This is a genomic window from Streptomyces sp. NPDC048484, assembly GCF_040651415.1.
In the GTDB taxonomy this organism is placed as follows: domain Bacteria; phylum Actinomycetota; class Actinomycetes; order Streptomycetales; family Streptomycetaceae; genus Streptomyces.
In genome coordinates this window covers 17,089-30,233 of sequence record NZ_JBEZJY010000077.1, presented here as the reverse complement: position 1 = coordinate 30,233, position 13,145 = coordinate 17,089, and the positions used below count along the sequence as shown (strand labels likewise).

Genomic DNA, 13,145 nt, shown 5'->3' with positions numbered 1-13,145 from the left:
GACCTGGCGGTTTCGAAACGATCTATGCGGTGCTCAGCCCGGCCGGTCAGGCAAATGCCCAGCTCAGCCTGTCCCTTGAAAGGAGCTACACCCATCGCCGATGCTGTCCGGGACGTCCTGGAGCACGCAGCCCGGCTGGGGAAGACCGTGCCCTTCGTCAGTCTGTGCGCCCAGATCAAAGGCTTGGGTGAACTGACGGAACCCGATCAAATACACGTGCTTCAGCGGGCCAAGCCCACATCCCGCCCCCGCAGCCCGAAACCTCAGCGCCCAGCCCTGCTCGCCGCCCTGATCACGACCGACGCAGGAACCATGCACCCGCTCTACCCGCGGCTGGCCGACCACGCCGGTCACCCTTTGCCCCAGCAGGCCGACAACGTATGGACCGACACCATCAAGATCCTCCAAGAACGCTACCGCCACCGGTAGCAGCACGAACGGCAGCATCGGCACGACAAATGGACCGCTCACCCTGTTACAGCGCGAAGGGTGCCCGGGTCGCCCGGGCACCCTTCGCCTCATGAGGTGGAGCAGTCGGTCAGGTTCCCTGTCTTGAGAACCCGGCCGTCACCCGAGTCCCGGCGCGGCCACACGGCCGGCGACCGGGACGACCTGCGGCGGCTCCGCCTCCTGGGGGACGTCTGCGAGACGCTGGCGGGCAGCGGTGTACGAGATACCTGCTCGCGCCGGGAGCGCAGTGCGACATGTGCAGCAGCAACGACCATACTGGTCTGGCCTTGATCTTCCACAGAACGGTTCCATGACCAAGAACAGCAGCTCTTCGACGACCGTCCCCGGCACCGTGTGGCTGGCACGCGGATGCCATCCCGGGCCCGAACCCGAGCAGGACGTCCGGCGCAACTTGATCGCCCTCAAGGCAGCCGGAGTCCTCGACGACTTCCTGGACCTCGACCCGGTAGAGGCGGCCCGCTCTACCGTCCTGCACCCGCGGGAGGAGTCCGCCAGCCCCGGCCCGTCAGCCCGTCGACTCTTCGAGGCCCGCTGGCGCGTGGCCGACAGCGCCATGGTGCGTGCACAGTTGACCACGTATGAGCATGAGTCCCGTCGTGCGGACCACGAGGGAATCACCTGGGTCCTGGCCGCCGAGGCGGAGCTGGCGTGGAACCCCCGGTGGCCCTCGCCCGCCACCATGTTCTGGCCCGACAGCGACCGAATTGCCTGGGACCACGACTTGCTACCCGGAGTGCGGCTGCGGGCGGTGAACTACCTGCCGAAGGACCAGAGCGAGATGCGCCGTCGCCTGCGGGAGCACTCCCGCAACACGTGGTACATCCATGTCGTGGTGCATGAGGCCATGACGCCGGACGCGAAGGGGAAGCAGCCGGTCTCCGCGTTCCTGCCGCCAAGCCTCCGGCACCAGGTGGTCGAGCACCGGGCCACCCCGGCGCAGGCACAGGTTGCCGACTTCGCGATGAAACGGGAGCTGAATGTGCGGATGCCACGCGGCGGCGCCGTCGTCCTGCCCACGCAGCCGCAGAGCCCGGATTACGACGCGGAGCACTTCACCGTGCACAGTGTGTTCCTGGACGGCTCCGAACCAACAGAACTTTTCGACCTCATCGAAGAATTCGCCAACCTGCCGCGGCCACTACCCGAAGGCGCCGAGCAGGCCCTGACACAGCTGCGCCAAGGCTGGCACCTGCTGACCCCCGACGAGGAACTGGCCCACGCCCAGGGCATGGTCATCAAATACGCCGAAGCACTCGATGCCATGACAAAGTCCTGTGATCTCTACCAGGAGGCGGCCGAAGCAGCCCAGGCCGCACTGGCCGAGTTCACAGGCGGTGACGGTTCGCCCCGGCCGCCCGTGCCGGGGACGGCCAAGACGGGCAGCTCACCGCTAATCGCCATCAGGAAGGGACTCGGCCGCTTCCGAGACCCAAACAAATAGAACGCACGATGCCCATCGCGTGTGCCTGTCGGAAGCCGAAGCCGTGAGTCCCGGCACCTGGCTCATCTTCACAGAGCCCGATTCAGGTTCGTCGCGTACGGGTCCCGCAGAACTCGTTGCCCCTGTTGTTGACGATCCGGCACGCTATCGCGGATGGTGTCCCGCCGAGTGCAACGCCGTTGCATTAGCCGTCAGGCCCGGCGTCAATGTCTCCGTCCTTGACCATCTTGAAGTCCAGTGTGTACTTCTGCGCGGTGCGCGGATGCTGGTCCCGCTGGAACTGGTATTTGCTGGATGTCTTGCGGTAGCGGGCCTTCAGACGCTGGCGGCGCTGTCCGGGGAGGAGGTTGGCCAGCACGGCCCGGCCTGTGGCCCCGATCAACGACGCCGTACTGCCCCGGGCCGGCCCCGGGGCGACGATGATCTGGTCCGCGGCGGCCTGGAAGAGAACGGTGAAGCTCACCCGCTGGACGGACAGTCCCGGCGTGGCCGTCGTGACATCGCCGGCCATGCGGACCAGCGCCTGGTAGACCGTCAGCAGCGCGAAGATCTCCTGCTCGAGACCGGGGACACTGCGTGAACGCAGCACTCGCCCGTCCAAGATTGTGGACTTCAGCGAGAAATAGCAGGTCTCCGCCTGCCAGCGCCGGTGGTAGAGCCGCAGCAGGTCGTTCGCGGGGTGGCTGTCGGCATCCAGCAGATTGGTCAGCAGCCGCCACAGCTCGGTGCGTCGCGTGCCGTCGGCGAGGACGACGGTGAGCCACGCCTCGACCACCCGCACCTGAACCCGCTGCCCGCTCGCCCTGGCACGGTAGCGGCGCGGCAGGACCGCGGTGAGGTAGGAGCCGTCGGGCAGCGGCCGGCGCACGGTCGGACGACGTTTGCGGGTGGAGCGCAGCACGAAAATGGGCCCCGGTGCCCTGCACGGCCTGAAGGAAGTCGAACGCGTCGTAGTAGGCGTCGGCCAGTAAGAACATCGATGCATCCAGATGTCCCAGCAGACGGCGCGCGTAGGCGAGTTCGCCGACGTCGTCGGGTCCGAAGACCGCGTCCACCAGAGCCCGTGTGCCGCACTCCACGAGGGCCACCATGCGCACCAGCGGGTAGCCGAACGCGCGGACCCTGCCGATGTGTTTGCGAAAGTGCCAGGTCACTGCTTCCTCGTCGGGAGCGGACAGGGTGGTGCCGTCCACGGCGACCAGCGCAGGCCCTGGCAGAAGGCGCAGGACTGGCGGTGGTTGGCCACGGGGCCGGCCAGGATCGAGAACAGGTGGCGCAGCGGTCCGCTTCCCAGCCGGCGCCGGGCACGGGCCAGCGACGAGGCGCACGGGCGGGCCACAGGCACACTCCCCAGTCCCGCCGTGAGCTTGGCCCATACCGCCTGGTAGGAGGATCGCTCGAAGAAGGCGAGGGCCAGCACAAAGTACACCACGACGCGCGCCGGGAGCAGCCGCAGCCGTTGCTGTCGGACACCGGTGTCCTCCAGGACCGCGTCGACCAACTCGGGGTCGATGATCTCGGTCAACTGGCCCAGATGGCCAGGCGCGTACACGTCCAGGGCTGTCGTGCCGGACCTGACGCTGACAGAATTCTGCGACAACGGGACCTCCGGGACACTCGCAATGGCTTCGACACCTAGCGAATTACCGGAGGTCCCGCCCTCTTGACAGGGCGCACACATCCTTAACGCACTGGCGTTGCACTCGGCGGGACACCATCCGCTGCAGCCCCTCATCGCAGGCGTCGGGGTCCGCGAAGTCCACGGGGCGACGGGGCCCGCGCCAGCCGCATGCGCAGACAACTCGGAGCCCTTGGGGCGCGCCGTCGCCCTTCGCTGCCGTCGCACTTGAAGGACCACGCCCAGTTCACGCACCGTTTCCAGGTCTCTTCCGAGTCTTCGAAGGTGTCGTGGGGTGCATCCTCCCCTCCCGAGAGCACCGCAACGACCCATCCCTCGTGGGCGCCGTTCTCGTCGTCCGTGTGCATGGCTGTGTCATTTCGTTGGGGCTCTGGTCCAAATTCTGTGGCCCGTGACTGTGGGTGATCGATTAGATGTCGAAGAGGGCTTCCTCTTGTGGAGGGACCGGAGGGTCAAGGACGTCGCGAAGGCGGGTGACGTCGTGGCGCCACTTCGAGCCGTTCGCAGCGTCGTCCCAAAGTTCGGCAAGTTCAGACCGCTCAGAGACCACCTGGTCCAAAGCGTCGATGGCGAGCGTTCGAAGGTCTGCGGGCAACTCTGGCAGCGGCTCTGACGGGCCGTAGTTCGAACATGTCAGTTCGCCGACCGGGCACGAGTTGGCCACGGTCACCGACGCCAAGCGCAGGCTGTGGCTGCTGAGCCGCAACCGCACGGGCTGGACGATGTGCGGCCGAGAGTGGGCCGCGGTGGCGGTCGAACCGATGGCGGCCGGGCTGGACGCGCTCGCCGCAATGCGCGCGGGCACCCGGCCCGGCTACCAGGTCCTCGCCGGCCACCTGAGCGACCGGCTGTACGTCGCGGTGTCGGCCGACTCCGGCAACACCTTCGAGGACATCCCCGGTGTCCGGGTGCTGTCCGGCGGCCACCAACTGCTCACCCCGAGTACGCCGCAGGACGGCACGATCGCGGCCGACTGGATCAGCCACCCGCGCGGCGACACACCGCCGGCGCTCGTTGCGGCCGGCCGGTTCGCCGCCCACCTGCGGGAGTTCACCTCCCCCGCGCATGCGAAGGCGCCTGTGTCATGAACGGTCACACCGTGCTGCACGACCTCGAAGGCCGGATCGACGGGGAGCTGCCGCTCGATCGCGTAACGCACGAGCGAGTGGTCCGGGCGCGTGGTCCGAGCGCGTGGTCCGAGCCGCCGTGGTGTCGGGTGCGCGACGGGCGGTTTGGGGCACGTGAACTCCTCGTGATTGGGGCCTTCGCCCAGCCCTCGCCCGCCTGCCCGGTAACGGCGGTTCTCCCTGCACGCGGACGACAAGGTCTCGGGGCTGTTCACGTTGGTGTCCGCGACGGCGATCGGCGCTGCGGCGGCCCTGCGCTGCCAGCGGCTGCAACGCAGCCTCGGCGGCTGAGCGGCGTTCCTGCCCCGGGGCGTCAGGCCGATTGAGGACGCCGCAGCCCTTCGAGGAGGAGGTCGATCAAGCGCCGGGGGTCATAGCGCGGGTCGCTGTCGCGTCCGATGCAGAGGTTGCCGATGCCACGCATCAGTTCATAGGACTGTATGCCGGGCTTGATGGCGCCAGCCTCGGCCGCGGCGTCGAGCAGTTGGGCACTTACGGGCAGCAGGCGGTCGATGAAGTAGGTGTGCAGCGCGGCGAAGCGGTCGCTGTCGGACTGCAGGGCGTCGGCAAGTCCGTGCTTGGTGACCAGGAAGTCGGCAAAGAGGTCGACCCACTGGCGCAGCGCGTCGAACGGGGAGTCGGAACCGGCCAGCAGCCTCGGGCCTGCCTCGGCGCATTCCTCGATCTGGTGGTGGTAGACGGCGGTGATGAGATCCGCCCGGGTCGGGAAGTGGCGGTAGATCGTGGCCATCCCGACGCCCGCCCTGGCCGCGATCTGGCGGATCGGCGCGTCGACGCCGGAGGTGACGAACACCTCGGAAGCGGCGGTGAGCACGGCCCGGTGGTTGCGCTGCGCGTCGGCCCGCTTGCTTCGGGTCGACGCCTTCCCGCTGGGGCTCTGGGCGGTCATCACGTTTCCTTCCAACGCCAATTGACAAACGGAGCATCGTTCCGGATACTAATCGGAGCGTCGTTCCACTTCAGGTTAGCCGAAGCGGGACGCCCCTGACCGCCTCGTCAGTCGCTGGTCGACCGAGACCGGCGGCAGGATCCACAGAAGGACAGCCAACGCATCATGAGCACATCCACCTCCATCGCCGACACCTTGGGCTCGCCCCTCCCGGTCCTGTCCTACAGCCCGGTGGTGCTGCCCGTACCCGGACGTCCCGTGGACCTCCAGATCCGTGTCTCCGCGCCCGAGACCGGAAGCGGCTTGCCCGTCATCCTGCTCTCCCACGGCCAGGGCCCCTCGAACAACCTCTCCTCGCTGAACGGCTACGCGCCGCTCGTCAACTTCTGGGCGGCACACGGATTCGTCGTCATCCAGCCCACCCACCTCACCTCCAGGACGTTGAGCCACCTGGTCACCGACGCTCCAGGCGCCCCCTTCTTCTGGCGCTCGCGCGCCGAGGACATGAGCCACATTCTCGACCGGCTCGACGTGATCGAGAAGGCCGTGCCACTGCTCGCCGGGCGGATCGACCACACCAAGGTCGCCGTCGCCGGACACTCCTTCGGCGGCTTCACCTCCAGTCTCCTGCTCGGCGCCAGGGTCACCGACCCCGACACCGGGGAGGAAGTGAGCCTCATCGAGCCCCGGATCAAGGCGGGCGTGCTGCTGGCCGCGCCAGGCAGGGGCGACGCCCTCAACGGGCCCATGGCCAACGCGCTGCCGGTCTTCGGGACCATCGACTTCTCCACGTTGACCACACCCGCGCTGGTCGTTGCCGGCGACGAGGACGACTCCCGGCACTTCACGGACATGGGGCCGGACTGGCACGCCGACCCCTACGCCCTCGGCCCCAGCCCCAAGTCCCTGCTCACCCTGTTCGGCGCGGGGCACGCACTCGGCGGGATCCCCGGATACGACGTCGCCGAGACCACGGACGAGAGCCCCGAGCGAGTCGCCGCCGTCGGCCGGCTCACCGCGGCCTACCTCCGCAGCCGGCTCCACCTCGGTGACAACGCCTGGCAGGCCGCACGCGAGGCGCTGGCGACCGGCACCGACCCCGTCGGACGGGTCGAAGCCAAGTAGCCACCCGCGGGCACATCCTGCACCGGGCGGTCCGCGCCGTCGCCGTCGCCGACCGATCCGACTCTCCGCCCCTCGCCGTCCTGAACGACTGGCTGATCGCATGGACGCAGACGGGCCCGCCTCACCCTCGTACGCTGTGCCGAGGGGAACCTCCGCCCGCCCATCAGGGCCGGCGGGCCTGGCGGACGCCAGCAGCCCGGGCTAGGAGCATGACGGCCCCCGCCCGGGCCCCGGGGGACCGGCCTGAGCGTGAGCACCGCCGGATCGGTACCGCGTTGCGCAGTCGCCGCGCGAACCCGGCGAGATCCTCCACGCCGACGCCCCTTTCGGGGTTGACTGCGCGAATGGCCACGATCCGCCCGCCCGTTGATCAGCGTGAGTAATACTCAGTACCTGTGGATCGGGGCTCGGGAGGCGTGCGAAGGGCGTACCTTCCCGAGTGATCGATTGATGGTCACCGAGTAGGCCGACGCTGCGAACGGCGGTCGGGAAGGCACGCCCGTGCTGAGCGTAGTCAATGCCGAGAGTTCCACCCCGAACGGCTCCCTGATCGACGAGATCGTCCGGGAGGGCGCGCGGCGGATGCTGGCCGCCGCCCTGGAAGCGGAAGTCGACTCCTGCATAGCCGAGTTGGCTGAGGAGCCCGACGCGTTGGGCCGTCGCCAGGTGGTGCGCAACTGTTTTCACCAGCCGCGGAAGGTCACCACCGCCGCCGGGCCGGTCGAGGTCAAGGCGCCGTGCGTCAACGACAAGCGCGTCGATGCGGCGAGTGGCGAGCGTCAGCGGTTCTCCTCGGCGATCCTCCCGCCGTGGTGCCGCAAGTCCCCGAAGGTCAGCGAGGTGCTGCCGCTGCTTTACCTGCATGGTCTGTCCACCGGCGACTTCGTGCCCGCGCTCGAGCAGTTCCCCGGCTCCTCGGCCGGCCTGTCCCCGGCGACGGTGACGCGGCTGACCGCGCAGTGGCAGGCTGATCACACCGCCCTCCAGGATCGCGACCTGCCGGGCACCGACTACGTCTACGTCTGGGCCGACGGCGTGCACCTGCGCATCCGCCTGGAAGAGGCGAAGGCCGCGGTGCTGGTGCTGATGGGCGTGCGGGCGGATGGCACGAAGGAACTGATCGCGATGACCGACGGCTACCGCGAATCGTCCGAGGCGTGGGCCGGCTTGCTCCGCGACTGCGTTCGCCGCGGCATGCACGCCCCGGTGCCGGCCGTCGGCGACGGCGCACTCGGCTTCTGGAACGCGCTGAACAAGGTCTTCCCCACCACCCGTCACCAGCGGTGCCGGGTTCACAGAACAGCCAATTGCCTGGACGCCCTGCCAAAGCCCGCGCAGCCCGCGGCCAAACGCGCGATCCAGGACATCTACAACGCCGAGGACAAGGAGCATGCGGCGCAGGCGGTGGCCGCCTTCGCCAAGCAGTACGGCGCGAAGTACCCCAAGGTCGTCAAACGGATCGCGGACGACGAGGACGAGCTGCCGGCGTTCTTCGACTACCCGGCTGAGCATTGGATTCACCTACGTACGACACATCCCATTGAATCGGCCTTTGCCACCGTGCGGCCCCGAACGAAGGTCACCAAGAGTGCCGGGAGCAGGGCCGCAGCCCTCGCGATGGTCTTCAAGCTCATCGAGTCCGCCCAGGCCCGCCGGCGGGCCGTGAACGCACCCCACCTCGTCGCCCTCGTCCGGGCCGGCGCCCGCTTCGAACGCGGCCACCTCGTCGAACGGCCCGAAGAGATGGCCGCATGACCGAACCGCAGCACGACCGCGAACCCGCCGAGCACCAGCGTTACGCGCACTACCTACAGGCCCTCGATGCTGTCTCGGAGGCGGAAGAGGCCGATCTGGTGGCCGCAGTGCTGCGCGACCAGGACGTGGCGATGGCGCAGGGCACGGTGGTTCACCACCTGGACCGCCGGGCAGCCCAGCTGCTGACCGACGCCGGCTTCACCGCCTGGGTCCACATCATGGCCGCCGTCATCGGCGACCGGGACTTCCTCACCCGCCGCCTGCGCGAGTGGACCCTGCTCAGGACCATCGCTCTGAACGAGCCATGGGCCGCCGAGGAGCTCACCGCCGCATCCGACTGGTTCCAGCGCACGGCCGCGACCACGCAGATCATTACCTCACCCGACGCCCTCAGCCGGCTCGCCGAACGGGGACGAACCCGTCGCGTCCGCAACGCGGCAAGCCGACGGATGGAACGACTGGATCAACCACCGAACTGACTTGATCCACAGGGCCGACGGAAAAGGACCCGATCCACGGGCACCTCGCCGGCGGCCTACCTCACCTTGAACACCCATCTGACGGCCGGCATGCGCCGCTACATCGCCGAACGCGACTGGCTCACCGTCTTCCAACTGCCGCCCTACGCACCCGACCTCAACCCGGTCGAAGGTATCTGGTCCGTCCTGCGACGCACCACCACAGCCAACCGCGGCTTCACCGACCCCGACGACCTGATCACCGCCGTCCGGCGCGGCCTACGCCACCTCCAGTACCGCCCCGACATCCTCGACGGCTGCCTCACCGGCACCGGCCTCCGACGCCAGCCATCATGACGACATCACGCATTCAAGGTCAGTAGGTACGGTTTCGGTGGCGAGGCTTCGCGCGCGGAAGGCAGTCGCTTCCACGTGCTCGAGTAGGAGGCGGACTCGGGCGCGTTCGGCGCGGCGGGGGTTGAGCGGGTGCATGAGGGGACGGGAGGCTTTGCGAAAGCGTCAGCTCGTGCCGTCCGCTTCAGCTCCGTCATCGCGTCGCGGGGGTGCGCGGTCGGAGCCTCGTCGAGGAATTCCTGGATCAGCAGCGTGGAGGTGTGCAGTCGTTCGAGACGGCGTCGGAGTCGGCGGGCGCCGGCTGTGCTGTCTGCCAGTAGGTCCTGTGTGGTCTGCCGGGCGTCACGAAGACGTGTGTCGAATGCCGTGCTGACGCGGGTGAGGATTCCGTACGACGTCGCGGGTACCAGGCCGAAGCGAGCGACTGCGGCTGCGGCTGCGGTGAAAGCGATCGCCAACGCCCCCGTCAGTGGCCGTAGTTGATGGGGCTGGATGTCGGCGAACTGGGACAGGAAGTAGGCCATGAAGGCGAAGATCCCGAGGTCCAGGCGGCGTCGTCCTAAGCGGCGGGCGTAGACGGCGGCGAAGATCAGCAACAGGAAGACCGTGCGGGAGGCCAGGGGGAAAGGGGCCAGCAGGGCGCCGGCGGTCAGGGCGGCGAAGGTCACGGGCGGGCCGGCGAGCAGGGTGCGGAACTGGTTGCGGGGGTGCAGGTCGCTGATCCCCAGTGAGGTGACGACGGCCGTGAAGCCGCCGACCAGGACGACGACGGAGGGCTGGTCCAGGGCGGTCAGCGCGGCGAGGGCGAGGCCGAGGGCGGCTCGCAGGCCGGCGGCCAGCCGCAGCAGTCCCGGGTCGGCCGCGGCGAACCTCTCTCGGAGCGACGCTGTTGCGTCAGCCACCATGAATGTCCGTTCCCTCGACGCGGTGGGCCGTGCCCGTCCGTGCGCGAGGAAGGCGGGGCCGTGTGAAGGCGAGGGGGTTGCTGTCCCGTTCGCCTCGTGGCCAGTCTGGTTCGGTGGTTGGCCAGGCGGTATGCGTCAGGTGACTGCATCTGTGGCCGGGCGTGCCGTCAGTCCCGGTGGTCGGCTGTCGCCAGGGGCCCTCGATGAGGTCGCGCAGTTGGGCGCGGGCGGTGATGCCGAGCTTGGGGAAGCTGCGGTAGAGGTGCGAGCTGACTGTGCGCGGGGAGAGGAAGAGCTTCTCGCCGATCTCTCGGTTGGTCAGTCCGCGGGCGGCGAGCCTGATGATCTGCTGCTGTTGCGGGGAGAGTTCGGCGAGCGCGTCGGGGGCGGCGTCGGTGACGTCGAGGCCGGCTGCGCGCGATTCGGCCCGGGCCCGCTCGATCCACGGGCGTGCACCCAGGCGCCTGAAGGTCTCCAGGGCCTCGGTGAGCGGCGCTCGCGCCTCTGCGATGCGCCGACGGCGCCGTAGCCACTCGGCGAGGTCCAGCAGGGTCTGGGCGCGTTCGAAGGGCCAGTGTTCCAGCACGGGGTCGGCCAGGGCCGCCCGGAAGTGCGGCTCGGCGTCCTCGGGGTCGGCCAGCAGGCCGCGGGCGCGGCTGATCAGTGCGCGCAGGCGGGGTGAGGCGTTGTCGGCGAGGGTGCGTGCGGCACGTTCGACGATCGCGTCGGCCTCCGCGTGCCGGTCGGCGCGCACCGCGGCGGCGGCCAGATCCGCGAGGGCCGGGTAGGAGGCGTGGTAGTGCACGGGGACGCCCTCTGCCGTGAAGACCGCGCGGAGTTGGTCGTACGCCGTCTCGTGGGCGCCCTCCGCGAGGGCCGCGGCGCCGAGCGCGCGACGGGCGAAGACGGACACCGAGCGGCTCTCCAGCGGGTCGATCAGGGCGAGCGCCTCGTCGGCCCGGGCGCGGGCTGCCGTCGGGTCCCCCTGGTAGGCCAGCACGGTGGCGTCCACCGCGGCCGCGCACGCCACGGCGTGGTCCAGGCCGGCCGTCGAACCGACCGCGCTGCTGCGGGCGCAGGCCTCCCGAGCCCGTCCCCACCTGCCTTGTTCCACATAGCTCCAGGCGGCCGCGCCGCCCAGGCCCTCCGGCAGCACTCCGCGCAACCCCCAGCGGTCGAAGGCCTCGTCGAAGGCGCGGACGGCCTGCGGGGTCTCGTCGAGCAGCCAGGCCATGACCGCGTAGGCGGTGAGCCGGTCGGGGCGGCGTCGCGCCTCGGCGGCGACCCGTGGGAACAGGGCGAGGAGTTCGGCCCGGTCGTCGAAGGGGTCGGACACGGCCCGCACCCAGGTGCGCAGCCATGCGTGTGAGGCGTTCTCGTGCAGGCCGCGCAGGGCGGCCTCGATGCGGTACTGCTGGGCGTCCTGTCCGGAGTAGTAGCGGACCACGGCCGCGCCGGCCAGTACGTCCAGCGCGGTGGACGGCTGGGCTGAGGCCAACTCCTCGGCTGCGTCGACCAGTTGGGGGAAAACCACGCTGTGGCGCACGGTCAGTACCGCCAGACGTCCGACCTGGGCTGCGACTTCGGCGAGGAGGGACGCGTCGTCGGTACGCGCTCGTACCGCGGTCGCCAGTTCCTCGACCCAGGCGAGGTCACCGGTGAGCGCGGCCTCCGCGGCGGCTTCGACGAACAGCCGGGCGGTGTCCTCGGGTCGCGGCGCGAGGTCGGCGGCGCGTTGCAGGGCCTGGGCCGCGGCCGCGTGGCCGCCGCGGCGACGGGCCCGGTCGGCGGTCCGCTCCAGCTCAGCCGACACGTCCGCGTCCGGGCGCGTGGCCGCGGCCGCGAGGTGCCAAGCACGCCGGTCGGGCTCGTCCCGCAGCAGCTCGGCGAGCGCCAGGTGGGCCTCGCGCCGGGCGGCGAAGGGCGCGGCGTGGTACACGGCGGAGCGGACGAGGGGATGACTGAACCGCAGGTCGCGGGCGGTGCGCCGGATCAGCCCGGCCCGCTCGGCAGGCGGCCATGCCTCGTCCTCGGCATTCGGCACTGCGGCGGGGACGGCGATCGCGGAGTCGACGGTGTCCATGGCTGCCAGGAGCAGCAGGGCCCGCGTGGTGGAGGCGGGCAGGTCGTCCAGGCGGGCGGCGAAGATCCGCTCCAGGTGGGCGGTGAGCGGGAGCGGACCCGCGGACGACGACTTCGCGGTCGGCCCGGGTGCGGCGGCCGCCCTCGCCAGTTCGGTCAGCGCGAGGGGGTTGCCCTCGGCCTGGTCGAGGATCTGCGTCCTGGTCCGGCCGGTGGGGCTGTGGGACTGCAGGTCCAGCAGCCGCCCGGCCCCGGCGTCGTCGAGCGGTCTCAGGGCGAGCGTCGGCACGTGCCGGTCAAAGCCCGGCAGGTGATCGCCGACGCGGGCTGCGACCAGCATCGTGACCGGTTCGCCTGCCAGGCGTCTGGCGGCGAAGGAGAGGACGTCCACGGACGCGCGGTCGATCCACTGCGCGTCGTCGAGTACCACGAGCACGTGCCCGCGCTCCCCCAGGGCCGAGAGCACGCTCAGGACGGCGACACCGATCAGCATGAGGTCGCCGTCCGCCGTGGCCGGGCCCGCGCCGAAGGCGCCGTACAACGCCGCGCGCTGCCGCTCCGGCAGCTCGTCCACCTCGGCCGACACCGGCCGCAGCAACTGGTGCAGGGCGGAGAACGCCAGGCTCGACTCCGACTCGCTGCCCTCGGCACGCAGAACACGGGCGCCGCCCGCTTCGGCCCGCCGCACCACACGGTCGAGCAGCGCGCTCTTTCCCATGCCCACGTCGCCGAGAAGCAGCAGAACCGGGTCGGCCGTCGCCGAGTCCACGGCACGGAAAAGGCGTGCCAGCTCCGCGTCCCGGCCGACGATCGGCTCACTCTCGTGCGCTTCCACGAGCTCAGGCTACAAGCCGCCGGACGCGGTGCGCGCAGGTGCA

Annotated in this window: 12 protein-coding genes and 2 pseudogenes; 7 read left to right on the top strand and 7 right to left on the bottom strand. The window is 70.0% G+C overall.

Going from position 1 to position 13,145, the window contains the following annotated elements:
- The first annotated feature begins 216 nt into the window (after window positions 1–216).
- Together AB0D14_RS42045 and AB0D14_RS42040 are read left to right on the top strand one after the other, a co-directional pair.
- Window positions 217–429: a hypothetical protein gene (locus AB0D14_RS42045; RefSeq protein ID WP_362789931.1), complete on the top strand. Its 213-nt coding sequence runs from the start codon at window positions 217–219 to the stop codon at window positions 427–429.
- Window positions 430–760: 331 nt separating this feature from the next.
- Window positions 761–1,912 (top strand): hypothetical protein, encoded by a 1,152-nt coding sequence (locus AB0D14_RS42040; protein ID WP_362789928.1) that lies wholly within the window; start codon window positions 761–763, stop codon window positions 1,910–1,912.
- A gap of 184 nt (window positions 1,913–2,096) precedes the next feature.
- Here the strand turns inward: AB0D14_RS42040 and AB0D14_RS42035 are convergent, their stop codons facing one another.
- From AB0D14_RS42035 to AB0D14_RS42020, 4 genes and pseudogenes are all read right to left on the bottom strand, one after another.
- Window positions 2,097–2,813: a transposase gene (locus tag AB0D14_RS42035; RefSeq protein WP_362789925.1), complete on the bottom strand. Its 717-nt coding sequence runs from the start codon at window positions 2,811–2,813 to the stop codon at window positions 2,097–2,099.
- Between the two features lie 64 nt (window positions 2,814–2,877).
- Window positions 2,878–3,066, bottom strand: a pseudogene (locus AB0D14_RS42030) (transposase); the annotation flags it as partial.
- On the bottom strand, window positions 3,063–3,512 hold the full coding sequence (locus AB0D14_RS42025; RefSeq protein WP_362789922.1) for a transposase domain-containing protein: 450 nt from the start codon (window positions 3,510–3,512) through the stop codon (window positions 3,063–3,065). The pseudogene AB0D14_RS42030 and the gene AB0D14_RS42025, both read right to left, overlap by 4 nt.
- Window positions 3,513–3,960: 448 nt before the next feature.
- Window positions 3,961–4,215 (bottom strand): DUF4259 domain-containing protein, encoded by a 255-nt coding sequence (locus AB0D14_RS42020; RefSeq protein ID WP_362789934.1) that lies wholly within the window; start codon window positions 4,213–4,215, stop codon window positions 3,961–3,963.
- Here AB0D14_RS42020 and AB0D14_RS42015 point away from each other — a divergent pair.
- Window positions 4,208–4,639 carry a hypothetical protein gene (locus AB0D14_RS42015; RefSeq protein WP_362789919.1) on the top strand — a complete coding sequence of 144 codons (432 nt, stop codon included), beginning with the start codon at window positions 4,208–4,210 and terminating at the stop codon, window positions 4,637–4,639. The genes AB0D14_RS42020 and AB0D14_RS42015 overlap by 8 nt on opposite strands.
- Window positions 4,640–4,991: 352 nt before the next feature.
- Here the strand turns inward: AB0D14_RS42015 and AB0D14_RS42010 are convergent, their stop codons facing one another.
- Complete coding sequence (locus tag AB0D14_RS42010) at window positions 4,992–5,588, bottom strand: TetR/AcrR family transcriptional regulator (RefSeq protein WP_362789916.1); 597 nt, start codon at window positions 5,586–5,588, stop codon at window positions 4,992–4,994.
- Window positions 5,589–5,753: 165 nt separating this feature from the next.
- On the opposite strand from AB0D14_RS42010, the gene AB0D14_RS42005 reads away from it, so the two are divergent.
- The 4 genes and pseudogenes from AB0D14_RS42005 to AB0D14_RS41990 all read left to right on the top strand — a co-directional run.
- A complete protein-coding gene (locus AB0D14_RS42005; protein ID WP_362789914.1) occupies window positions 5,754–6,713 on the top strand; it encodes a chlorophyllase in 960 nt (319 codons plus the stop codon).
- A gap of 501 nt (window positions 6,714–7,214) precedes the next feature.
- Entirely contained in the window at window positions 7,215–8,468 is a 1,254-nt protein-coding gene (locus AB0D14_RS42000) for an IS256 family transposase (protein WP_362789911.1), read from the top strand.
- Window positions 8,465–8,947: a hypothetical protein gene (locus tag AB0D14_RS41995; RefSeq protein ID WP_362789908.1), complete on the top strand. Its 483-nt coding sequence runs from the start codon at window positions 8,465–8,467 to the stop codon at window positions 8,945–8,947. Before AB0D14_RS42000 ends, AB0D14_RS41995 begins: the two co-directional genes overlap by 4 nt.
- 66 nt (window positions 8,948–9,013) lie before the next feature.
- A pseudogene (locus AB0D14_RS41990) lies at window positions 9,014–9,283 on the top strand (transposase); the annotation flags it as partial.
- A 5-nt stretch (window positions 9,284–9,288) separates the two neighbouring features.
- On the opposite strand, the gene AB0D14_RS41985 reads toward AB0D14_RS41990, so the two are convergent.
- Together AB0D14_RS41985 and AB0D14_RS41980 are read right to left on the bottom strand one after the other, a co-directional pair.
- On the bottom strand, window positions 9,289–10,185 hold the full coding sequence (locus AB0D14_RS41985) for a hypothetical protein (protein WP_362789905.1): 897 nt from the start codon (window positions 10,183–10,185) through the stop codon (window positions 9,289–9,291).
- On the bottom strand, window positions 10,175–13,102 hold the full coding sequence (locus AB0D14_RS41980) for an AAA family ATPase (protein WP_362789902.1): 2,928 nt from the start codon (window positions 13,100–13,102) through the stop codon (window positions 10,175–10,177). Before AB0D14_RS41980 ends, AB0D14_RS41985 begins: the two co-directional genes overlap by 11 nt.
- Between the last annotated feature and the right edge of the window lie 43 nt (window positions 13,103–13,145).